Origin of the sequence: Sinorhizobium chiapasense (assembly GCF_045277575.1) — a bacterium.
Classification (GTDB): domain Bacteria; phylum Pseudomonadota; class Alphaproteobacteria; order Rhizobiales; family Rhizobiaceae; genus Ensifer; species Ensifer chiapasense_A.
In genome coordinates, this window is sequence record NZ_CP144206.1 from 808416 (window position 1) to 829879 (window position 21464).

Here is a 21464-nt window from a genome sequence, read left to right on the forward strand (position 1 = left end):
ATAAACAGTTTTCTTCTTCTTTGACATCTCGCCGTGCCCACGGCCGCTTCCGACGAACTCAGAGAAGGTGCAGTGACGCTCCGCCTATTGCGGTGACTACGACCACAATCCATGGCGGCGCCTTCCACACGACGAGCAGGATGAATGCGGTCAGGGCGAGCGCGAAGTCGTAGGGATTCAATACGGCGCTGGTCCAGACCTGGCTGTAAAGTGCCGCTCCCAGAATCCCGACCACGGCCGCATTCGCGCCGCGCATCGCAGCCTGAGCAAGGGGCCGTTTGCGAAAACTGTCCCAGAAGGGCAGAGCGCCGACGAGCAGCAGGAAGCCGGGCAGGAAAATCGCAACGAGGCAGATGCCCGCACCGAGGATGCCATTCGGTGCCGGTCCCATGACCGCACCGAGATAGGCGGCAAAGGTGAAGAGGGGACCCGGTACTGCCTGTGCTGCGCCATAGCCGGCGAGGAAGGCATCATTCGAAACCCAACCCGGAGCGACCACTTCGGCCTGGAGCAACGGCAAGACCACATGTCCGCCGCCAAAGACGAGAGAACCTGAGCGGTAGAATGCGTCGAATAGTGACCAACTCCGGGAAACGGCTGCACCGATCGGCAGGACGCCAAGCAGAATGAAGAAGGCCACGAGACAGACGACGCCGACTGGTCGCGTGATGCGGAACGTCAGATGCGTCGACCCCGCGACCGGTCCATTGCGGCACAGCCGGAGCCCGGCGAGGGCGCCAAATATGATCGCTGCGATTTGCCCGATTGCTCCCGCCGCAAACACGACGATCAATACGGCAGCAAGGGCGATGCTGGCACGCTCGCGATCCGGAGTGAGGCTCTTCGCCATACCCCACACGGCCTGCGCGACGACTGCGACGGCAACGATCTTCAGCCCGTGCAGCAGGCCCGTTCCGATTGGACCGTCGAAGGCCGTCGCCGCCATGGCAAAAATGATCAGCAGGAGGGCAGATGGCAGTGTGAACGCGGCCCAGGCGGCGAGTGCGCCCATCGGGCCTCCGCGCAGGAGTCCCAGAGCAAAGCCGACCTGACTTGAGGCGGGACCGGGCAGAAATTGACAAAGTGCGACGAGATCGGCATAGCCGGCTTCATCGATCCACTTCCGGCGCACGACCAGTTCGTCTCGGAAGTAGCCAAGATGAGCGATCGGCCCGCCGAATGATGTCAGACCGAGTTTCAAAAATGCCGCGAAGACTTCGGCTGGAGTGCCTCGATGGCCCCCGGCGACCTGCTCCTGCATAGCTTTCGCCGATGACTTCACCAACAACTCCTGGGTCATCTCGTTGACCAATTCCGGTGTCGCAAGCCAATTGGCCGCGTCTTCGTGGTATCACTTCTCTGCCTCGATACCGGAACCGACAGCAGAGGCAATGGGTTGGGGTTCATTCCGCCAAATGATGGCGGCCGATTGAAGCCGAAACCAAAGGAGAGCTTCCGATGGCCAGTGAAAGCGATCGCGATCTTCGTCAGCATACGCAAAGCATGCAAATGCGCCTGCAGGACACCATGGATCATCTGCGCGAAGATATTCTGAAGGTCGACGAGCCGCAGTTGAAGGCAATGTTCGAAACGGCGGCGGAGGTCCTGGGTGGTCTCAAAAAGGCGTTCAGCGACTACGAACAGAAGAACGAGGCAGCATGGCGGTCCCGCTAGAACTCGACCAGTGCCGCCAATGACACGCGCACGGTAGTGTCCGCCCAGCATCAAATCCTCGATCCTTGTTAAATTGGAGCCGAGATATTGCGGGCTTCGGTGACAGGCATGTGACTGCGACAGCTATGATGTCTTCATTGCCGGGCATCGGCTTGTCAGTATTCGAGATTGCGGCGACGGCCGGAGCATCGCGGCACGCAAATTCAAGAACCGGATGCCTCCTGGAGAGACCCGAGGCGCAGCACCTTGCCGGGATTGAGGATCGCGGCAGCGTCGAGCGTATCTTTCACTCGACGCATCAGCGCCAGCCTCACGGGGCCTGTGGTATCCAACAGTTGCCCCACGCGCTTGATGCCGATCCCATGCTCGGCGGAGAAGGCCCCGCCGATCGCAACGATATCCCGGTACAGGATCGTCTCGACGGCTTTTGCCTTTTCGGCAGAGACATCGCCGCCGGCGGCGTTGAGAACGATGTGGAGATTTCCGTCGGCGAGGTGGCCGAACACGTAAGGGTCAAGCGCTGCATCCAGATCCTTCAGGCCCGCAAGGCAGCGATCGAGATAGGAGCCGATCTCGGAGAGCGGAACCGAGACATCGTAGGACGGCGCATTCGGATGTTTTCGATAGATCAGGTCCGTGTCTTCGCGCAGCCGCCAAAGATCCGCTTCCTGCGCGCCCGAGGAGGCTATCACCGCCGAGGCGTCGGGATGATCCTCGGTGAGGTTTTCGTAGATGCGCTCCAGTTCCGATTGCAATGCTCCGTCTTCGAGCCCACCCAGCGAGACCAGCAGGTTGATCGGATGGTCGGGACTGTAGTCCACGGCCGACCAGGATTGATGGCCGGAGGTCAGGCGGAAATAGCCATTCCAGATTGCCTCCGCCGCACGCAGTTGACCATACTCGGCGTCGAGGCCTCGGCGGACAACCGCAAGCGCTGCATTCACGGACGGTAATCCGAACAGAACCGTGGCCGTGGCCGCGGGCTGGGGTTCGAGCTTGACGGCGATGCGCGTGATAATGCCGAGCGTGCCTTCCGCTCCGACAAAAAGATGCTTCAGATCATAGCCCGTGGCGTTTTTCACGACCCGTGTCATGTCCGAGTAGATGGAGCCATCGGCAAGCACGGCCTCCAGGCCGAGAATGCGGTGCCGCATGACCCCGAACCGAAAGGCAGCAATACCCCCGGCATTCGTCGACGCCATGCCTCCGATCGTTGCCGAGCCTCGCGACGGCAAATCGATCCCTGTTTCAAGACGATGTTCGGCAGCGGCCGCTTGCAGCGCCTGCAGCGTCACGCCCGCCTCCACCACCGCAACACGCTCAATCGGTGAAATCTGTAGAATTCGATTGAGGCGTGCCGTCGCAAGCACTAGTTCGCCTGGCCTGGATATCGCGCCGCCGACGAGCCCGGTTCGCCCTCCATGGGTGACGAGCGGAACCCCATTGGCGCGGCAACATTTGACGACTGCGGCGACCTCGTCGGTTGTTCTGGGGAACACGACAGCGCGTGCCCCCAGATTGTCGGGCGAGACTCCGTGGTCGATCGTGGAGACGGCCTCTCCGTCCTTGAAGTTTCCGTCACCGACAATTCTGCGAATTTCGGTTTTGAACTCGGGCTTTAGGCAATCCATACGATGCGACCTGCTGGTGGATGTCGGAAAATGTTGAGATGCTTGTGGTCTAGCGTTCAGGCAGTCTTTAGCGCGCCGCTCTTCTTCGCGGTCCATGTGGCGATGTAGTCCATCAGACCTGGGTTGAGGCAGTCATAGGGCTCCACCTCCAGTTCGCGCAGCCGGGCGCGCACGCTATCCATCCCGGCCGGATCATAGCCGCTCTCGACGATCGAGGAGACGAAAGCGGCAAAGCCCGGCTTTGCCCAGCCCGTTTCCTGGAAGCGTTCAGGATGGACGAAGGACATCCCCTTGAACGGGTGGTCGCGGTCGACCGGTCCATACATGTGCACGCCGCAGTCCTTGCACGCATGCCGCTGGATCAGTGCGGTGGCATCGACGACCGCGAGCTTGTCGCCGTTTTCGAGAACCTCGACATTGGCCGTCGGCGCCACGGCGACGACGGAGAACACCGCCCCGGCTGGCTTCCAGCACTTCGTGCAGCCGCAAGCGTGATTATGGGCGATGTCGCTATTGACCGTGACCTTCACGGGATTGCGCGCGCAATTGCAGACGAGCGTGCCGCCGGCAAAGGCGGCGTCCGTCGCCTTGAACCCGCTGTCGAGGGATGGATGGATGGCAAGGCTGGGCATGGGCTTCTCCTCCTTTTGGCCGGGGCTGAATGCCCGGCGGTTCACTGGTATCGCCGGCCGCCGGCGCGGCGGCGCGAGACAGGCATTTTCCGTCTGCAGGCGGGGTTGCTCCCGGTTCAGTAGAGCACCACGCCGCGGATGCTTTCGCCGGAATGCATCAGCTCGAAGCCCTTGTTGATGTCTTCGAGCGGCATGGTGTGGGTGATCATCGGGTCGATCTGGATCTTGCCCTGCATGTACCAGTCGACGATGTCAGGCACGTCGGTGCGGCCGCGCGCGCCACCGAAGGCGGTGCCCATCCACTGACGACCGGTGACGAGCTGGAACGGCCGGGTCGAGATCTCCTGGCCGGCACCGGCGACGCCGATGATCACCGACTTGCCCCAGCCGCGGTGGGCCGATTCCAGCGCCTGGCGCATCACCTTGGTGTTGCCGGTGCAGTCGAAGGTGTAGTCGGCGCCACCGATCAGGTCGCCATTGCGTTTCGTCATGTTGACGAGATAGGGCACGATGTCGTCGCCAACCTCCTTGGCATTGACGAAGTGGGTCATGCCAAACTTCTCGCCCCATTGCTTGCGGTCCGGATTGATATCGACGCCGATGATCATGTCGGCGCCGGCGAGCCTGAGGCCCTGCAATACGTTGAGGCCGATGCCGCCGAGACCGAAGACGATCGCGGTCGCGCCGATCTCCACCTTGGCGGTGTTGATCACCGCACCAATGCCGGTGGTGACGCCGCAGCCGATGTAGCAGATCTTGTCGAAGGGCGCCTCCGGGTTGACCTTGGCGACGGCGATCTCCGGCAGCACCGTGTAGTTGGCGAAGGTCGAGCAGCCCATGTAATGGTGGATCTTGTCCTTGCCGATCGAGAAGCGCGAGGTGCCGTCCGGCATCAGGCCCTGGCCCTGGGTCGTGCGGATCGCCGTGCAGAGATTGGTCTTCTGGCTCAGGCAGGAATAGCATTCACGGCATTCGGGCGTGTAGAGCGGGATGACGTGATCGCCCTTCTTCACGCTCGTGACGCCCGAGCCGACGTCGACGACGATGCCGGCGCCCTCATGGCCGAGGATCGCCGGGAAAAGCCCTTCCGGATCGGCACCCGACAGGGTGAAGTCGTCGGTGTGGCAGATGCCGGTGGCCTTGACCTCGATCAGCACCTCGCCGGCCCGCGGGCCTTCGAGCTGAACCGTCATGACCTCGAGCGGCTTGCCGGCCTGAACGGCAACGGCGGCGCGTACATCCATTGTATTTCTCTTTCTCTGAAGTTTCCAAAGGTTTCAGGCGGCAGGCTTATCTGGGCAGGTAGCGTGTCAGACGGGCTTCCAGGAGCCGTACGAGGGTGATCAGCACCAGATTTATGAGCAGATAGAGCATGCCGGCGATGGCGAATATTTCGAGGATTGCATAGGTCTGGCTCATCAGCCGCTTGGCATGGCCGGTGATCTCCAGGACGGTGATTGTCGAGGCCAGACTCGTTCCCTTGACGACGAGAATAAGTTCGTTGCCGTAGGCTGGCAGCGCTTGCCGGATAGCGAGGGGAAACGTGATCCGGCGAAAGCGCAGAAGCCGCGACATGCCGCAGGCCTGCGCCGCTTCGACGAGCCCTCCGGGAATGGACATGAGGCCGCCACGCAAGATCTCCGACGTATAGGCTGCGGTGTTGAGCGCGAGCGCCATGACCGCGCAGTGGGCGCCATCGCCGATAATCCACCAGAGCACGGGGTTGTCCCGCACGAAGGAGAGCTGGCCGAGGCCGTAATAGAAGAGAAAGAGCTGTACGAGCAGCGGTGTGCCGCGGAAGACAGTGCTGTAGCCCTTGGCAAAACCGCTGAGAGCCGCGTTTTTCGACAGGCGCATGACCGCAAGCGCCAAGCCGAGGTTGAATCCGATGGCGACCGAGGCGATCGTCAGGACGGCGGTGAGCCACAGTCCCTTGGCAAGGGTCGGAACCGCAAGGAAAACGAGTTCGAAATCCATGACCTATTTCCTCGTACGGGGGCGCAGAAGGCGTTCGATCCAGTCAAAACCACCTTGGCTGACCAGCGTGATCGCGAGGTAGACGAGAGCGGCGATGAAATAGAAGATGAAGGGATTGCGGGTCGAACCCGCTCCGACGAAGGCGGCGCGCATCAATTCCTGCAAGCCGACCACCGAGACGAGTGCGGTATCCTTGATCGTGGTCTGCCAGACGTTGTTCATGCCCGGCACGGCTATGCGCAGCATCTGCGGGGCGATGATGCGGCGGAAGATGCGCCTGCCTGGGATCCCAAGCGCCCGCGCGGCTTCGATATGTCCGCCGGGAATGGCGGCCAGAGCGCCGCGCACGACCTCCGTTGAATAGGCCCCCGATATCGCGGCGATCGCGACGACGGCGATGGTGAAGGCATAACCATTGCCAGCGAGCCCCTCATAGCCAAAGGCGGCGGCGACCTTGGCCACGAACTCGACGGAGGAGAAAAAGAGGAGATAAATGATCAGAAGTTCCGGCACGCCGCGCACGATCGACGTGTAGAGGTCCACCGCGAGCGTCAGCGGGAAAAGCCGCGCCCATTTTATCAGGCCACAGGCAACGCCGATGACGATGCCAAAGGTCATGCTCGCCATGCCGAGCGCGATGGTAATCGCTGCTCCGCGCAGGATCGCCGACACCCAGCCGCCTTCCCATACCTGCCAAAATCCAAGTTCCATCGAGACCCGCCTACCTTCGCATTGTCCTGTCGGATAAGGCCCCGGAGAAAGGCGACCGGTCGGTCTCTCTTTCTCCGGGGATGCCGTTGCCGTTACTGGCAGGGACGGGAGATGTCCGTCTTGAACCAGGTCTGGCTTGCCTTGCCGATCGAGCCGTCGGCGACCAGCTCACAGAGGGCCGTGTCGATACGGGCCTTCAGTTCGGTGTTCTCCTGCGCGATGCCGACACCAATGCCCTCGCCGAGCGTCGGGTCGAAGGTGCTCAACACCTTGACGTCGACGAACTGGAAGTCCTTGCCGTCGGGGCGTCCCAGGAAGTCCTGAAGGGCGGATGCATCCGCAAAGGCAGCCTCGACGCGGCCGCTGGCTAGGTCGATCTGCATCTGGTCGAGCGTGTCATAGGTCTTCAGGACCGCGGACGCGGCCCGCTTTTCCATGAAATGCGCGTGGGTAGTGCCAGCCTGGACGCCCACCGTGCGGCCGTCGAGCGATGTCAGCAGCGTCTCGATGTCCTTGATGCCAACAAGATCGGAATCCTTCTTCACCACGAACATGTTGGCGAGCTCCGCATAGCCGACCGAGAAATTGATCTGTTTCTTGCGTTCGGCGGTAATCGACATGCCGGAAATGATGATGTCGAAACGCTTGGCCTTCAGCGCCGGAATGAGACCGTCGAAGGCCTGCACGACGAAATGGCACTTCATTTCCAGCTTGGCGCAGAGCAGGTTTCCGACATCCGCGTCGAAGCCCGTGACGTTGCCGGCGGAGTCAGCCATGCTCCATGGCGGATATTCACCCTCCGTGCCGATCGACAATTCGCCCTCGGCGGCGTGGGCTGCGGTGAGACCGGTGGCGAAATATGTGGCGAGCAGTAGATTTTTCAGCTTCATGTTTTGGTTCCCCTTGCTGAGCATTCTTGTTGGCTCTCGTCCGGAGAGGTCTCCGGACGGGTGATGTCGGCGGAGCGTCAGAGCGTACGGGCCAGGAACTGGCGCATGCGTTCGGAGCGCGGGTTGGTAAAGACCTCCGCCGGGGCACCCTCTTCCTCAACCTTTCCCTGGTGGAGGAAGAGGATCTTGTGCGAGACCTCGCGTGCGAACTGCATTTCATGCGTCACGAGGATCATCGTATTTCCTTCTTCGGCCAGTTGCCGGATCACGCGCAGCACCTCGCCGACCAGCTCCGGATCGAGCGCGGAGGTCGGTTCGTCCAGGAGAATGAGCTTCGGGCGCATGGCGAGCGTGCGGGCGATTGCGGCGCGCTGTTGCTGGCCGCCGGACAACTGGCCGGGGTACTGCGCGTGCTTGTCGGTGAGACCGACCTTCTTCAGGAGGGCGTGGGCGTGGTCGATTGCTGCCTGCCGATTTTCCTTCAAGACATGCAGCGGCGCTTCGATGATGTTTTCAAGGACCGTCATGTGCGGCCAGAGGTTGAAGTTCTGGAACACCATGCCGACCCTCGAACGGATGCGCTCGACTTGCTTCATGTCGGCCGGTACGGCGCCTCCATCCGCCGTCTTCTTCATGCGGATTTCTTCGCCGTCGATGATGATGCGCCCGTCGTTCGGCTGTTCGAGCAGATTGATGCAGCGCAGGAAGGTGCTCTTTCCTGAACCGGAAGAGCCGATCATCGAAACGACCTCGCCCGGTTGCGCAGAGATGTTGACGCCGTTGAGCACGGAGAGTGGCCCAAAGCGCTTGTGAATGTCGTGCACCTCGATGGCCGGCCTTTCGTCGAGCCTCGGGGCTCCAGCTTGCGGGTGGGCGACGACGGTCACGGCCGGTGCGGCAGGAACGGGTTTTTCGGCTCCTGCGCCGCCAACTGCCTTGAGGTCCGCAAAGGCGCGGTCGAAGTGGCGCAGCGAAGCTGCAAGACAGGTGCGCTGCCAGTCCGGATCTTCGGGAATGAAGGCCGCGCGCAGTGTCTCCTTGATCCTATTGCCGAGCGGCGTATCGATCTTGCCGAACAAATGAAGCCAGTTGTCCGCCTGAACCGCATCGGAGACGGTGGCGCCGTCAAGGGTCCCGCACTCGACGACCAGTGGCAGGACTCGCGCCTGCGGCAGTGCGTTTCGCACCGCGGCTGAGACATAACCGGTGGCCGTCGCGGCAATGCCGGTATCCGTCGTTGCATTCTCGCCGGTAAGGACGATCGAGAGCGCGGGACCGAAGATGTGCCGTCCCCATTCGAGGCCAGCATGGTCATGCTCGGCAACGGAGAGAAGTGCAGGATAGCCATAGGGGCCGGCCCCCGTATGCAGGTCGAAGACGACGACCTCGGTCGCACGCTGCGCGAATGTCGACAGGATCTCGGTGAGGGTGCGGTTGGACCAGACGGGACCGTCGCCGCCGTAGAACAGGCCATCCGGGAAGTCGTACTGGCCGGCTTCGACGATCGGGGCGATGCCGGCATAACCGCCGAGCCGCTGCTTCGCTGCTTCGTAGGCTTCCGTTGCGGCATCACGCTCCGGCCCAGCCCAGGCGCGACAGACAAGGGCACCGTGGAGGGCGGCATAGCGTTCGTTTTTCGGCGGGCCCTTGAACCAGTCGATGAAGTTGCGGTTCAGATCGACGTTGTCTTCGTTCACCCTGCGCGTCCAGGCGGTGCCCCAGGGATTGATAAGGTGGATCGCCAGGACGGCAGTGTCGTCGGGAAGCTGCCAGGGCGAATTCTGTGAAAGCCAGGCAGTCTGGCAGGCCGAGCCGAAAGGGCCCTCGACGCCATGCGTGCCGGAGATCAGCACCAGGAGCTTCTTGGCATCATCGCGCCCAAGATAGGCGACATCGGTTGCGAGACGCTCGCCGTTCGGGCCGTGCAGCGGATGCAGGTATTCGACCAGGCTCGCCCCGGCGGTCCGTGCGGCGGAGAGAAACCGCGCGCGCAGGGCCGAGAAATCGCCGGCGAATAGGCCGGCAGGCGTTGATGGGGACATGCGGCTGGGCTCCCGGTTTACCTTGTAGAGACTTGCGTTTCCGCTCATTGTTCGTTCCCGCGGGGCTTGGCGTACCCCTTTGTTATGTGTGAGGTTCAGAGGCGGCAGGCTTCAGCCCTTGGCGAAAGCGCGAAGCGCATCGAGAAAACGGTCGTTTTCCGCAGGGGTGCCGATCGTTACGCGGATGAAAGTGTCGTAGCCCTTCTCCTTCCACGGTTTGACGATGATGCCGCGCGACAGAAAGTGCTCCATGGCTGCCAGGCTGTCCCGGCCGACGTCGATAAACAGGAAGTTGGTCTGCGATCTCGCTGACGAAAGTCCCATGGCTGCGACCGCGTCGAAGACACGAGCCCGCTCCAGCTTCAACGCTGCAACCGAAGACAACATCCATGCTTCGTCACCGAGCGCGGCGACGGCGGCGACCTGTGCGGCAGCATTGACGTTGAACGGCGTCTTGGCCGCTGTCACGGCGCGTGCAAGCCGCACATCGGACATCACCGCGTATCCGACGCGCAGGCCCGCAAGGCCATAGGCCTTGGAAAAGGTTCGCAGCACTACCCAGGAGAGGCCCGTGGCGGAAAGCGTCGCAAGACCGTCGGGCATGTCGTCGTCGGTGAACTCGAAATAGGCCTCGTCCAGCACGAGGAGCGTTTGAGGCGTGACTGCTGCGAGAACGCGCTCCAGGCCTTCGCGGTCGAGTGCCGGGCCGACCGGATTGGAGGGGGAGGAAAGAAAGAAGATCGCCGGTGCCCGCTCGAGCATGGCGACGATCGCCCGTATGTCGAAGTCTAGGTCCGCCCGCATGGCGACCTTCTCGACATTGGCGCCATTGGCCAAAGCCTCGATTTCGTGCAGCCCGAAGCCGGGACAGACGGTCGCCACCAGGACACCCGGACTAAGGACCGCGCGACATACTGCCGCGATCATCTCCTCCGAACCGTTGCCGACGACGATGCGATCATCGGAAGCGCCGAGCTTCTGGCTGAGCGCCGCGCGCAGAGCTGTACAGCCAGGGTCGGAATAGCGTGAGGGATCGAGGTTTGCGAGTGCCGCTGCGACACGCGGCGAACAGCCATGCGGATTCTCGTTGCTGGCGAGCGCCGCGATGTCTTGCCGACCGCTTTGCCGTCGCGCCGCAGCGATGTTCATGCCGGCATTGTATGGCGGCAGACCGGCCACGTGCGGATTGAGCGGGATTTCGGATTGAAGCGGTTTCGTCACGGATCCTCCTTCGGGGATTGGGCATCCTGGTTCGGGCTGCAGCCTCATGTCTTGAGCGGTCAGAGATCGAGCACGATCGAGGATTTCGGTCTGGTGCAGCACAGGAGCACCCGGCCCGGCGGCATCTGGTCGAGCGGTTCCTCGAAATAGTCGACTTCGCCGGAGACGAGGCCCTGTTCGCAGGTCCCGCAGACCCCCGCCCTGCAGGAGAATTCGGGCTCGACGCCCTGTGCCTCCAGGAAAGCGAGGATGGATTCGCTGCTGCCATCCCAAATCAGCTCGTGCCCCGACTTTTGAAGGACGACGTGCAGGCCATCCTCCCCGGTGGCTGCCTCGGTCGTGCGCGTCATCGGGGGCTGCGCCGTGGTTTGCTCCGTCTCCGAGAGGAGGCTCGCCGGCCCGAAGAATTCATAGGCGATGCGTTCCTTCCGCACCCCGAGGCTGGTCAGAATGCCGTAAAGGGCCTGCATGAAGGGCCGTGGCCCGCACATGTAGATGTCGTAGTCGTCGAGGGGGAGAAGGCCCTGAAGCGTGACGCGCGTCAGGAAACCCGCGGAGTGACACCGGCCCGTCTCAAGGTCACCGCTTTCGGCGAAGCGGTAGCAGACGTGCAGGGTAATGCCGGGCCGCAAGGTGGCCAATTCCTCGATCTCTGCCCGCAGGGCATGGACCGCCGCGCTGTCGCAGGCGTGAATGAACCAGACGGGACGGTCGCTTTCGCGTGCCAGCACATCCAGCATCGAGACTGTCGGGGTCAATCCGACGCCGCCGGAAAGAAGCACGACGGGGCGGCAGCTCGCCCTGTCGAGTTTGAATGCGCCGCGCGGCGGGTCGATCTCGACGACGGCGCCGGGCTCGATCTCGTCATGGAGCCAGCAGGAGCTCAATCCGCCGGGCACATCCTGCGCGGGTGCTGCCTCACGCTTCACGGTGATCCGATAGGTTCCCTCCTCGCGCGGGGAGGAGGAGACGGTATAGTTGCGCAGGACATGTCCGCCGTTGCGGTCGGGAACACGGATCGTCAGGAACTGTCCCGGCTCGAACGACCGCCAGTGCTGGCGCTCGAGTGGGGCGAGCCGGAAAGACGTGATGGTGGTGCTTTCGCGCACCTTCGAGACGACTTCGAAGGGGCGGAAGCGTGTAGCCGCGACATCGAGCATCCGGAAGAATTCCTATTCAGCCGCTGCGCTCGCCGGGCCGGCTTGCGTTTCGGCGGCAATCAGCTGGGCGAGTTTGCGCCGGAAGCGCATCGGACCGACGTCGATCTTCAGGTCAAGGTTCGGTGTCTGCATGTTGGCCATTCCCTGGTGGACGGCCTCAAGCACCACGCGGTCTTCCTCGAAGGCGCCGCGCACGGATTTGGCAAAACTCTCGGAGACCTTTGCGTCATCGGGCGCGAAGTTGCGCATCTGGAACCAGTAGTATTTGGTCCGGTTTTCATCGACCGGGGTCATGAAGTTGTAGCTGTCCATGAGGAAGGTGTTCTCAGGAAGCGTGCGGCCTTCACCGCCAGTATGGGCAGGCGCGAAGATCGCCTTGATGATCGCGTTGCTTGGATAACGCACCTCATAGTGCTGCTTGCGGTCGGTGTTGCCCTCGAACTGCAGGAAGGGCGCATAGAACGGGGCCGGTTCCGAGTCGATCATCCAGCGCCAGACGGTAACGCCGTCGTCCTTTACGGTCGTCTCAAGCGGCGTTTCCTCGCAGGCTGAGCTTGCGAAGGACGACTGGTGGACCCAGGCGACATGGGACGGGTCGAGCAGGTTGTCCGTCATGTAGAGGTAGTTGCAGTTCAGCGTCATCGACTCGCCGCGATTGATGCCCCAGGCGGGGTCGCCGAAATGCTCGACTTCGAAGATATCTTTCGGATCCGCCTTTTCGGCATCGCCCATCCAGATCCAGAGCAGACCATAGCGCTCGTGGACCGGGTAGGAACGTACCTTGGCGACATGCGGAATGCGCTCGGCGCCCGGCACGCGCGTGCAGGTTCCCGAACAGTCAAAGGTGAGGCCATGGTAGCCGCATTCGACGTCGTCATCCTTGATGCGCCCCATGGAGAGCGGCAGTTTCCGGTGGGGACAGGCATCCTCGAGGGCGGCGGCCTGGCCATCCCGCTTGCGGTAAAGCACGATGTTTTCGCCGAGCATCGTGACGGGTTTCAGCGCGCGGTCGACCTCGTGATCCCAGGCGGCGACATACCAGGCATTTTTGAGAAACATTTCGCTCTCCTTGCGTTTTGTTAAGTGAATGTTCGACGTTTTTTCTGTGCCAACAAGTTGCCAGCGCCTGCGTTCTTTTTTAGAAAATCTAAATTGGAGAGACTGGCTGAAGGAGTGCTTTGCGATGCCGAACCCGTCCTTGCGCGGCTTGCAGGCCTTCGAGGCGATCGGACGATGCGGCTCGGTTAGTGCCGCCGCTGAAGATCTTGACGTTTCGCCGGGCGCGGTCAGTCAGCTGGTCCGAAACCTGGAGCAGTGCCTTGGTCTGACCTTGCTGGAGCGACGCGGGCGGCGGGTTGAACTGTCCTCCTGGGGGCGGCTGTACTATCGGGAAGTCGCAAAAGGTTTCCAGCAGCTTTCCCACGCCGCCAACGTGCTCACCCGTGCCAGGAACGAGACCAGCATCGTTCTAAGCGCCCTGACGTCGGTCGCGAACAAGTGGGTCAATCGCAAGATCTTCGATTGGCAATCGCTCTGTCCGGAGTCGAGCGTGCGCATCCTCGGCCAGGAGCAGGAGCCCCGCATTGGTATCGAGCAGGTGGATTTCCGTATCACCTATGGACGGCGCTCCCACGTCCATGAACACGTCGCAAAGCTGTTCACCGACTGGGTGGTGCCGGCGTGCTCGCCCACGGTGATTGCCGGACACATCCTCGAATCGCCGCACGACGTCCTCAAGTTTCCCCTCCTCAATGTGGAGTGGGAGGCGGACTATAAAGCTTCTCCGCAGTGGAGGGACTGGGCTGCCCTGGTGCACGCCGACGGCGGCAAGGCGTTCTCGGGCCTTTCCTTCACCCTGTCGAGCAGCGCCATCGACGCTGCCGTGAACGGCAGGGGGTTTGTGCTCGCGCAGGTTTCCATGATCAAGGATGAGATCGCGTCCGGAACCTTGGTGGCCCCCTTTGACCTTCGCATGAAACTTCCTGAAAGCTATTACCTCGCCTGGGACCGGGCTGCTCTCGAAAAGCCGTTCGGGCAGAAGTTTCACAAGTGGCTGGTAGGGGTCGCGAGACAACAGGAACTGCTCTCCGCTCCGCCCTCAGGCTCAGCCGCCTGACGGCGGAACCGGATCAGGGAACCCGTACGCCCGCAGCCTGCCCGCGAGGGAACTGGTGATAATCGCGGCACGTCGACAGGCGCATTTCGCGATGGCGAAGGCATGCAGCAGCAACTTCGATAGGGGCTGCCACTCAGGCAAGCGCGAAGGTATCGTTCAACGTTCGGTTTAATTACAAGTTGGCAGCGTTGCCAGTTGCACTCGTCATCGAATGTGCGATGATCCTGAAAATAAACGACTTTAACTGGCTGCGAGAGCGCTCGTCACAGCGATCCGTTTCCGGGGGCACTTCCAGCGTACAGGGACTTCGAACATCCTAGATACTGAGGGAATGTGATCATGCGTAGAATTCTTGCGTATCTGACGATCGCGTCGTTCGTCTCGACCTCTGCCTTTGCGGATCCCGCCGTCCTGACGGCAAATGTGAATTTCCGGGTGGGGCCGGGCACCGGATTTGACGCGATGCGCGTTATCCCTCAGGGCGAGGAAGTCGATATCAAGGAGTGTGATGCGGAGGCTTCCTGGTGCGCTGTGAGCTATTCTGGCGCAAATGGGTTCGTCGCGGGCAAATATCTCAACCAGTCCGATGCGACAGCGCCGGCCTGGCCAAGGGTGTTCAACACCGACAAGGGCGCGACGATCACGCTCTTTCAACCGCAGATAACGTCGTGGAAGGATTTCAAGGAGCTTGAGGCGCTCGTCGCCACCGAACTCAAATCGGCCGCCGATGCGAAACCGGACTACGGGATCATTGGGCTTTCGGCCAAGACGGTGGCCGACGATGCATCTGAAAACGTCACGCTGACGGATATTCGCACCACGCGGCTCGATTTCTCCGCATTGGATCGTCAGCAGCTTACCGATCTGGCACTCGATATCGGCAAGCTCATTCCTACCGATCCGATCGTCGTGTCGCAGCAACGTCTGGCAGCGAGCCTTGCGGATTTCGAGCGGCTTGCAGATGTTCCAGATATCAAGGCTGATCCGCCACCGATCTTCGTCAGTGAGACGCCCGCGATCCTGCTGCAGACGGACGGCAAGGTCGTGACGGCTCCCGTCAAGGGCGTGGAGGGCCTGTCGTTCGTGGTCAATACGAACTGGGACCTGTTTAAAGTGGAACAGTCGGGCGACTACTATCTCCGAAGCGACAAGAACTGGCTCACGTCGAAGACATTGGAGAGCGGTTGGGTCGAGACGGAATCGGTTCCGGACCTGTTTTCCAAACTGCCTGACATCGAGAACTGGAAAGGGGTAAAAGCCTCCCTTCCGCCAACGCGCTTCAACGAGAACGAGGCACCGAAGGTCTTCTATTCGGAGAAGCCGGCGGAGCTTTTGATATTTGAAGGAAAGCCGGTCCTCGAACCCGTGGCGGGCGTAGGTCTCGACTGGGTTTCCAACACCACCAGTTCGGTCTTTTTCCATAGGGCCAGCAAGAACTGGTACACCCTTGTTTCCGGACGGTGGTTTTCATCCCTTTCGCTCGAAGGACCCTGGCGTTTTGCCACGCCAGATCTGCCGGAAGATTTCCTGAACCTGCCCGACGGTGCCCCATATTCCGCCGTACGCGCTTCGATACCCGGCACGTCCGAAAGCGCGATGGCGCGTCTGAGGGCGAGCATCCCGAAGCTTGCACGGGTTTCCACCGATGGGTCGTTGAAGGTGGACGTGCACTATAATGGCGAGCCGAAGTTCGAGCCGATTGAAGGCACGTCCCTGTTTTACGCCGTCAACGCCAACGAGCAGGTCATCAAGGTGGCGGACAAGTATTTCGTCCTCAAGGATGGCATCTGGTTCGTGGGTGATACGCCGACTGGCCCCTTCGCCGTTGCGCGTGCCGTAGCCGATGAGATCTACACGATCCCATCGTCATCTCCGGTCTATAATGCCACCTATGTCCGGGTTTACGACACCGAACCCGATGCCGTCTGGTACGGCTACACCCTCGGCTATCTCTACACCTATCTCGCTTGGGATACCGTCGTCTGGGGCTCGGGATGGTACTATCCGCCCTATTGGGATTACTACGACGACGATTGGCCCTACTATCCGCCTCCGATCAGCTACGGCTTTGGCGCCTCATATAATCCTGCCTACGGCACCTTTGGCCGCTATGGCTACGCATACGGTCCGGAGAGAGGCCTGGTATTCGGCGCGGCTTATAATCCTGTCACAGGGACCCGGTTCCACGGCGGTGCGGTGGCAGGACGGGCCGGCGAAAGAGGTTTCATCTCCGCTTACAATCCGCGCACCGGCAACGCGATGGTCGCGCGCGGCGGGCAGAATGTCTACGGTTCCTGGGGCAGCGTTGCCGTCAAGCACGGCGGAGAATTCGCGCGCATCAGTGGCGGAACGACGGGCAGTGCCGGCGGTCTGCGCTGGCGCAACACGGAAGGCAACAAGGGCTTCATCGTCGGCAGCAAGGGCGGTGACGTCTATGCCGGTCGAGACGGAAGCGTCTATCGTCGCCAGGACGGGCAATGGCAGAAGCACACACCGGATGGCTGGCAGCCCGTTCAGCGGCCGGACGGAGAGAACCTCAGGAATGCCGGTCAGCGTGCGGCGTCCAACAGGCCAGAAGCCACGCAACGCATTCAGAACAGGGTCGAGACGCGGCCGGCACCACGCCGCAATCAACAGGTTCGCCAGCGGGCGCCGGATCATCTCTCCTTTGACCGGGCCGGACGACAGTTCGGCAACCAGAATGAACTGAGCCGCAATTATGGCCGGCTCTATCAGGAGTCTGGCCGCAACTTCCAAAGCTTTGACCATGGCGGTGGCTATCGCGGCGGCGGCTTCCAGGGCGGCAGCCGCGGAGGCTTCCATGGTGGTGGCGGTCGGGGCGGTGGAGCAGCCTTCCGCGGCGGCGGCGGGCGTGGTGGTGGCGGTCGGCGTTAGGCACGCAAGGCGAAACTGGCCACAACCGCTTTCGGTCCGTCCGATATACAGGGGGGAGATCGCCGGTCGCGCCTTGCGACCCAAGCGACGGCGCTTCGAACGGGTTCCTCAAACACTTGGCGCCGTCATAAAGCAGTCCACAGGACAGTTAATGGACAGGGTGCGTCGCCTAGAACGGCGCCGGAAACACACGGCGTTGCCGTGTGTTGGTTCCCACGAATGGGGGGCGGGCGCGCGATGCTTTCCCGACACAAGGAAGGGCCCACAAGGCCCATAAGTCCCCCGACATGGTCATTCGCCGATAACGTCAGCAAAAAAAGGGAAACTAAAAATGCGGTTCACCCGAAACAAGCTAGCAGTGTTAACTTTCATCTGCATGACGTCGCCCGCGTTTGCCGCGACGACCGTCAACGTTGTCGAGAGCGGCGAGGCTGGCGGTTCGATGACGCTCACATTGGATCAAACGACTATCAAGGCCGGCGAAACGACCTTTTTGGTCCACAACGGCGCAATGACAGAAGAACACGAGATGGTGCTGATCAAGCTGAAGTCGGCCGACCAGAAGATCGATGTCGTCGCGGCCAAGCATCGTGTCAACGAAAAGCAGTTGAAGAGCCTTGGCGAAGTGTCCGATCTGAAACCGGGTGCCGATGGCCAGATGAAGGCCAAGCTTGCGCCAGGCTCCTATGTCCTACTCTGCAACATCAAGGGACACTTCGAGGCCGGCATGCATGCGATGCTGACGGTGACAAAGTAGCCTGTTGATCGGTGTGTCAGCCGATAAAAATGGCGGTCACCACCGAGTGGCCGCCATTTGTGCATCAGGATTGGGCCTGCGGACGTTCAACTGCGCCCGTGCAGTTCTCCGGCGACGAAAAGCGCGCTAGGACACCCGGTGTCAGCTCGAAGCCGGCTGAACCCCAACAAGCCCCTCGCGTCGCCCGAAGGAAAGCAGTTCTCGGGTGTAGGGATCAGCCGGGGCACTGATCACGTCTTTGGTATTCCCGAATTCGATAACATCGCCACGTCGCATGACCAGAAGCGTGTCGCATATGTGTGCCACGACCTTCAGGTTATGGGTTACGAAAAGCATCGACAGTCCGTGGCGCTGCTTCAGATCCGAGAGGAGATTGAGGATCTGTGCCTGTACCGAGACGTCCAGCGCCGATGTCGGCTCGTCGAGGATGAGGAGGCTCGGCTCAAGCGCCAGTGCGCGGGCGATCGCTACGCGTTGAGCTTGGCCACCGGAGAGTTCGCTTGCGCGTCGGTCGAGGAAATCGGCCGGCAGACCGCAGTCAGACAGCAGGCCCGCGATCTTCGTGCGCACGGCCGGGCCCTGACGGCTGCCTTGTGCCAGGAGCGGTTCGGCAAGGATTTCGGCAATGGTCAAACGTGGACTCAGCGAGAGGAACGGGTTCTGCAACACGACCCCGATCTTCTGGCGCTCCCGGCGCAGCGCGCCGCCTTTCAGCGCCAGCCAATCCCGCCCTTCGAGGCGAATTCGCCCACTTTCCACGGGAAGGAGCCGAAGGATGGCGCGTAGGAGGCTTGTCTTGCCGGAGCCGCTTTCACCCACGATGCCGAGGGTCTCGCCCTTGGCCAGACGGAAGCTTGCGCCGTTGACCGCTGGTTTTGGGCGAGCGGCGAAGAGACCGGTGCGGTAGCGGATAACGAGATCGTTGACGTCCAGTATCGGCGTGGTCATGCCGAACCCTCCGGCAGGTGGCACAGCCAACGGTGCGCGGCATGGCTGCGCTCCGGCGGTGGTGTGGCCGCGCATGCCCGCAGCGCCTGGGGACAGCGCGGCGCAAAGGCGCAGCCGGTGATAGCAGAGCGCGGCGGCGGTATGGAGCCCTCGATGGCTGCAAGCCTCGCCCCGCGCGGTGCGGCGTCGGGAAGCGCGGCGAGCAGGGCGCGGGTATAGGGATGACCGGGGTTTTGCAGCACGGCATCGACCGGGCCGGTCTCGACGGAGTGGCCGGCATAGAGCACGGTGGCGCGATCGCAGGCTTCGGCGATGACGTCCATGTCGTGGGTGATCATCAGCACGGTCAGCCCGCGTTCCGCCACCAGCTTGCGCAAAAGCGCCAGAACTTGCGCGGCGACTGAGACGTCGAGCGCCGTGGTCGGCTCGTCGGCAATGAGGAAGTCAGCCCCGGTCGCCAGCGCCTGGGCGATGACCACGCGCTGCTGCATGCCTCCTGAAAGTTGATGTGGATAGCTGCGGAGCACTCTTTCCGGGTCAGGCAGCCCGGTCGCGGCGAGAAGATCGGCCGCCTCCGCGCGCCTCGTCCGATGCGGCAGGTCGCGATGGGCGCGGATTACATCGTCCATCTGGGTGGCGATGTTGAGCACCGGATTGAGGGCGGCGGCAGGGTCCTGGGCGATCATGCCGATGCGCCGGCCACGCAGGTGGGCGGCCCGTTCCCGCAGGTCGTCGCCTTCGAAATGGAACCGGTCGGCAACGATGCGCGCACCGTTGGGGGCGAGGCCGAGTGCCGCCATCCCCGTCATGGTCTTGCCGCAGCCGGATTCACCGATGACACCGTGGATCTCGCCACGCTCAATCTCAATGCTGACCGCACGCACCGCGTGAACGTCGCCCTCCGGCGTCGGGATGCTGACTGAAAGGTTGCGGATCTCAAGCAGTGGCACGGGCAGCCCCTCCCTTGCGGTCGCGCAGCGCATCGCCGAGCACGCTGAAGGCGAGTGCGACGACGAAGATGGTGAGACCAGGCATGGCCGCGTACCACCATCGCGCGGGGAAGAACTTTCGACCGGCATCGACCATCTGCCCCCAGTCGGCGGTCGGTGGCAAGACGCCGAGACCAAGGAAGGAGAGGGCAGCCGCGGTCAGAAGCGCCGGCCCGACATCGAGCGCCGCCTGCACGGTGAGCGGCCTGGCTGTCGCCGGTAGGATATGGCGGAGGATGATGCGCCAATGGGAGACGCCAGTGAGTTGTGCCGCCTCTACGTAAGGTTGGCCGCGCAGCACCAGCACCTCTGCGCGAGCCAGCCGCGCATACCAGGGCCACCAGGTCACAGCGACGGCGATGACGCTATTTAAAAATCCTGGCCCGAGGGCGGCGGCCATCAGTACGGCCAGCAACAGTGCGGGGAAGGCGAGGAAGACGTCGGTACCGCGCATCAGCGCCTCGTCTATCCAGCCGCCGAAGTAGCCGGCGGCAAGACCTACGGGCAGGCCGATCATCAACGAGAAGGCGACGATCAGCATGCCGTTCGTCAGTGAGACCCGGGTTCCGTAGACAATGCGGCTGAGGATGTCCCGGCCAAGATGGTCGGTTCCCAGCCAATAGTTCGCTGAGGGTGGTGAGAGCTTGGCCACGACATTCGGGCCGCCGGCTCCTTGCAACGGATAGGGCGCGATCCACGGCGCCAGCATCGCAACGAGTACGAAAAGGAGAACGATAAAGAGGGCGAGGGTGCCCGGCCAGCCGAGGCGTTGGATGAGCTTTTTCATGACAGCGCCACCCGCGGGTCGACCAGGGCCTGGGTGATATCGATCAGAAGGTTCATGATCACATAGCAGATGGTCACAACCATGGTGACGGCGGCAATGACCGGAAAGTCCTTGGCAAGGATCGCTTCGGAGACATAACGGCCGAGACCCGGCCAGGCGAAGATGATCTCGATGAGCACCGCGCCGGTCAGTGCATAGGCGAAAGAGAGGCCGATCACCGTCAGCGCCGGCCCCATGGCGTTCGGTAGCGCGTGTCCGAAGAGGATGCGCGGTTCGGAAAGGCCGAGCGCCCGGGCGGCGACGATATGCCGGCGCTCGAGGATCTCGATCATCGCTGCGCGCGTCAGCCGCATGGCGACGCCGGCGGGATAGGAAGCGAGTGTCAACGCCGGCAGGATCAGGTGTGTCAGTGCGTCGCCGAATGCGTCGAACCGGCCGGCGAGCAATGCATCGATCAAGTTGAAACCGGTTACCATTGGCAGCGGCGCCGAGATCGCGATTTCTCTGGAAAGCCGCCCGGAAAGGGGGAGGATGCCAAGCCATTGTGCAAAGATGAGCTGAAGGATCATGGCCAGGAAAAAGGTCGGCATGGCGACGGCTGCGATGGAGCCGAAACTGCAGCACCTGTCCGCCCACTCGCCTTGCCGCGCCGCAGCGATGACGCCGAGTGGAATACCGATCAGGAGTGCGAGACCGGTCGAAAAGATGGCGAGTTCCAGGGTGGCCGGTAGATAAGCTCTGAGATCCTCGGCAATCAGACGCCGAGACTTATAGGAGACGCCGAAATCCGCGGAGACCATGGCCCCGGCGAACGTCGCGAAACGGGCGGGAAGGGGCGCGTCGAGATTAAGCTCCTGACGCGCCTTTTCGATTTGTTCGGCCGTGGGACGCGGGCCCGCATAGAGCGCTGCGGGGTCCGACGGAACGACCTGTGCCACGACGAAGACCAGGAAGGTCACACCCACCAGCACGAAGGCGGAAAGGAACGTGCGGCGCAGGATGTAGCGTAGAAGTTCCATCAGACCCCCGCGTGC

The 21464-nt window shown here is 62.2% G+C and carries 19 protein-coding genes; 4 read left to right on the top strand and 15 right to left on the bottom strand.

Annotation, left to right across the window (positions count from 1 at the left end):
* Nucleotides 1–58: 58 nt before the first annotated feature.
* On the bottom strand, nucleotides 59–1261 hold the full coding sequence (chrA, locus tag QM996_RS22535; protein ID WP_334198765.1) for a chromate efflux transporter: 1203 nt from the start codon (nucleotides 1259–1261) through the stop codon (nucleotides 59–61).
* Nucleotides 1262–1458: 197 nt separating this feature from the next.
* Between chrA and QM996_RS22540 the strand changes: the two genes are divergently transcribed.
* Nucleotides 1459–1674: a hypothetical protein gene (locus QM996_RS22540; RefSeq protein WP_334198266.1), complete on the top strand. Its 216-nt coding sequence runs from the start codon at nucleotides 1459–1461 to the stop codon at nucleotides 1672–1674.
* Between the two features lie 203 nt (nucleotides 1675–1877).
* On the opposite strand, the gene QM996_RS22545 is transcribed toward QM996_RS22540, so the two are convergent.
* The 10 genes from QM996_RS22545 to QM996_RS22590 all read right to left on the bottom strand — a co-directional run bounded on the left by QM996_RS22545 (nucleotide 1878) and on the right by QM996_RS22590 (nucleotide 12997).
* Nucleotides 1878–3401 (bottom strand): FAD-binding oxidoreductase, encoded by a 1524-nt coding sequence (locus QM996_RS22545; protein WP_500270475.1) that lies wholly within the window; start codon nucleotides 3399–3401, stop codon nucleotides 1878–1880.
* On the bottom strand, nucleotides 3362–3937 hold the full coding sequence (gene gfa / locus QM996_RS22550; protein ID WP_334198268.1) for an S-(hydroxymethyl)glutathione synthase: 576 nt from the start codon (nucleotides 3935–3937) through the stop codon (nucleotides 3362–3364). The genes QM996_RS22545 and gfa overlap by 40 nt, the downstream gene beginning before the upstream one ends.
* Nucleotides 3938–4053: 116 nt before the next feature.
* The gene (locus tag QM996_RS22555) at nucleotides 4054–5181 is read right to left on the bottom strand and encodes an S-(hydroxymethyl)glutathione dehydrogenase/class III alcohol dehydrogenase (protein ID WP_334198269.1); all 1128 of its coding nucleotides are present in this window, start codon (nucleotides 5179–5181) and stop codon (nucleotides 4054–4056) included.
* A 46-nt stretch (nucleotides 5182–5227) separates the two neighbouring features.
* Nucleotides 5228–5914 carry an ABC transporter permease gene (locus QM996_RS22560; RefSeq protein ID WP_334198270.1) on the bottom strand — a complete coding sequence of 229 codons (687 nt, stop codon included), beginning with the start codon at nucleotides 5912–5914 and terminating at the stop codon, nucleotides 5228–5230.
* 3 nt (nucleotides 5915–5917) lie between these two features.
* Nucleotides 5918–6625, bottom strand: a complete 708-nt coding sequence (locus QM996_RS22565; RefSeq protein WP_334198271.1) for an ABC transporter permease — start codon at nucleotides 6623–6625, stop codon at nucleotides 5918–5920.
* Between the two features lie 92 nt (nucleotides 6626–6717).
* Nucleotides 6718–7515, bottom strand: coding sequence for a transporter substrate-binding domain-containing protein (locus tag QM996_RS22570; RefSeq protein ID WP_334198272.1), 798 nt, complete (start codon nucleotides 7513–7515; stop codon nucleotides 6718–6720).
* A 77-nt stretch (nucleotides 7516–7592) separates the two neighbouring features.
* Nucleotides 7593–9557: a DUF2817 domain-containing protein gene (locus tag QM996_RS22575; protein ID WP_500270476.1), complete on the bottom strand. Its 1965-nt coding sequence runs from the start codon at nucleotides 9555–9557 to the stop codon at nucleotides 7593–7595.
* Between the two features lie 111 nt (nucleotides 9558–9668).
* Nucleotides 9669–10706 carry a histidinol-phosphate transaminase gene (gene hisC, locus QM996_RS22580; RefSeq protein WP_334198766.1) on the bottom strand — a complete coding sequence of 346 codons (1038 nt, stop codon included), beginning with the start codon at nucleotides 10704–10706 and terminating at the stop codon, nucleotides 9669–9671.
* Nucleotides 10707–10837: 131 nt separating this feature from the next.
* Nucleotides 10838–11938 (bottom strand): FAD-binding oxidoreductase, encoded by a 1101-nt coding sequence (locus QM996_RS22585; RefSeq protein ID WP_334198274.1) that lies wholly within the window; start codon nucleotides 11936–11938, stop codon nucleotides 10838–10840.
* Between the two features lie 12 nt (nucleotides 11939–11950).
* Nucleotides 11951–12997: an aromatic ring-hydroxylating dioxygenase subunit alpha gene (locus QM996_RS22590; protein ID WP_334198275.1), complete on the bottom strand. Its 1047-nt coding sequence runs from the start codon at nucleotides 12995–12997 to the stop codon at nucleotides 11951–11953.
* Nucleotides 12998–13121: 124 nt separating this feature from the next.
* On the opposite strand from QM996_RS22590, the gene QM996_RS22595 reads away from it, so the two are divergent.
* The 3 genes from QM996_RS22595 (at nucleotide 13122) to QM996_RS22605 (ending at nucleotide 17706) form a co-directional block, all read left to right on the top strand.
* Entirely contained in the window at nucleotides 13122–14054 is a 933-nt protein-coding gene (locus tag QM996_RS22595) for a LysR family transcriptional regulator (RefSeq protein WP_334198276.1), read from the top strand.
* 339 nt (nucleotides 14055–14393) lie between these two features.
* The gene (locus QM996_RS22600) at nucleotides 14394–16949 is read left to right on the top strand and encodes an SH3 domain-containing protein (protein ID WP_334198277.1); all 2556 of its coding nucleotides are present in this window, start codon (nucleotides 14394–14396) and stop codon (nucleotides 16947–16949) included.
* Nucleotides 16950–17280: 331 nt separating this feature from the next.
* A complete protein-coding gene (locus QM996_RS22605; protein WP_334198278.1) occupies nucleotides 17281–17706 on the top strand; it encodes a plastocyanin/azurin family copper-binding protein in 426 nt (141 codons plus the stop codon).
* 141 nt (nucleotides 17707–17847) lie between these two features.
* Here QM996_RS22605 and QM996_RS22610 read toward each other — a convergent pair whose 3' ends face one another.
* Genes QM996_RS22610 through QM996_RS22625 form a run of 4 tightly spaced genes read right to left on the bottom strand, consistent with a single transcriptional unit; the run spans nucleotide 17848 to nucleotide 21449 of the window.
* Nucleotides 17848–18654 (bottom strand): ABC transporter ATP-binding protein, encoded by an 807-nt coding sequence (locus QM996_RS22610; protein WP_334198279.1) that lies wholly within the window; start codon nucleotides 18652–18654, stop codon nucleotides 17848–17850.
* The gene (locus QM996_RS22615; RefSeq protein WP_334198280.1) at nucleotides 18651–19604 is read right to left on the bottom strand and encodes an ABC transporter ATP-binding protein; all 954 of its coding nucleotides are present in this window, start codon (nucleotides 19602–19604) and stop codon (nucleotides 18651–18653) included. The genes QM996_RS22610 and QM996_RS22615 overlap by 4 nt, the downstream gene beginning before the upstream one ends.
* Nucleotides 19591–20430 carry an ABC transporter permease gene (locus QM996_RS22620; RefSeq protein WP_334198281.1) on the bottom strand — a complete coding sequence of 280 codons (840 nt, stop codon included), beginning with the start codon at nucleotides 20428–20430 and terminating at the stop codon, nucleotides 19591–19593. The genes QM996_RS22615 and QM996_RS22620 overlap by 14 nt, the downstream gene beginning before the upstream one ends.
* Complete coding sequence (locus QM996_RS22625) at nucleotides 20427–21449, bottom strand: ABC transporter permease (RefSeq protein ID WP_334198282.1); 1023 nt, start codon at nucleotides 21447–21449, stop codon at nucleotides 20427–20429. Before QM996_RS22625 ends, QM996_RS22620 begins: the two co-directional genes overlap by 4 nt.
* Nucleotides 21450–21464: the final 15 nt, after the last annotated feature.

Coding starts and splice junctions, on each gene's coding strand:
- chrA (WP_334198765.1), bottom strand. CDS start 1,261: ATGCAGGAGCAGGTCGCCGGGGGCCATCGAGGCACTCCAGCCGAAGTC.
- QM996_RS22540 (WP_334198266.1), top strand. CDS start 1,459: ATGGCCAGTGAAAGCGATCGCGATCTTCGTCAGCATACGCAAAGCATG.
- QM996_RS22545 (WP_500270475.1), bottom strand. CDS start 3,401: ATGGACCGCGAAGAAGAGCGGCGCGCTAAAGACTGCCTGAACGCTAGA.
- gfa (WP_334198268.1), bottom strand. CDS start 3,937: ATGCCCAGCCTTGCCATCCATCCATCCCTCGACAGCGGGTTCAAGGCG.
- QM996_RS22555 (WP_334198269.1), bottom strand. CDS start 5,181: ATGGATGTACGCGCCGCCGTTGCCGTTCAGGCCGGCAAGCCGCTCGAG.
- QM996_RS22560 (WP_334198270.1), bottom strand. CDS start 5,914: ATGGATTTCGAACTCGTTTTCCTTGCGGTTCCGACCCTTGCCAAGGGA.
- QM996_RS22565 (WP_334198271.1), bottom strand. CDS start 6,625: ATGGAACTTGGATTTTGGCAGGTATGGGAAGGCGGCTGGGTGTCGGCG.
- QM996_RS22570 (WP_334198272.1), bottom strand. CDS start 7,515: ATGAAGCTGAAAAATCTACTGCTCGCCACATATTTCGCCACCGGTCTC.
- QM996_RS22575 (WP_500270476.1), bottom strand. CDS start 9,557: ATGTCCCCATCAACGCCTGCCGGCCTATTCGCCGGCGATTTCTCGGCC.
- hisC (WP_334198766.1), bottom strand. CDS start 10,706: ATGAACATCGCTGCGGCGCGACGGCAAAGCGGTCGGCAAGACATCGCG.
- QM996_RS22585 (WP_334198274.1), bottom strand. CDS start 11,938: ATGCTCGATGTCGCGGCTACACGCTTCCGCCCCTTCGAAGTCGTCTCG.
- QM996_RS22590 (WP_334198275.1), bottom strand. CDS start 12,997: ATGTTTCTCAAAAATGCCTGGTATGTCGCCGCCTGGGATCACGAGGTC.
- QM996_RS22595 (WP_334198276.1), top strand. CDS start 13,122: ATGCCGAACCCGTCCTTGCGCGGCTTGCAGGCCTTCGAGGCGATCGGA.
- QM996_RS22600 (WP_334198277.1), top strand. CDS start 14,394: ATGCGTAGAATTCTTGCGTATCTGACGATCGCGTCGTTCGTCTCGACC.
- QM996_RS22605 (WP_334198278.1), top strand. CDS start 17,281: ATGCGGTTCACCCGAAACAAGCTAGCAGTGTTAACTTTCATCTGCATG.
- QM996_RS22610 (WP_334198279.1), bottom strand. CDS start 18,654: ATGACCACGCCGATACTGGACGTCAACGATCTCGTTATCCGCTACCGC.
- QM996_RS22620 (WP_334198281.1), bottom strand. CDS start 20,430: ATGAAAAAGCTCATCCAACGCCTCGGCTGGCCGGGCACCCTCGCCCTC.
- QM996_RS22625 (WP_334198282.1), bottom strand. CDS start 21,449: ATGGAACTTCTACGCTACATCCTGCGCCGCACGTTCCTTTCCGCCTTC.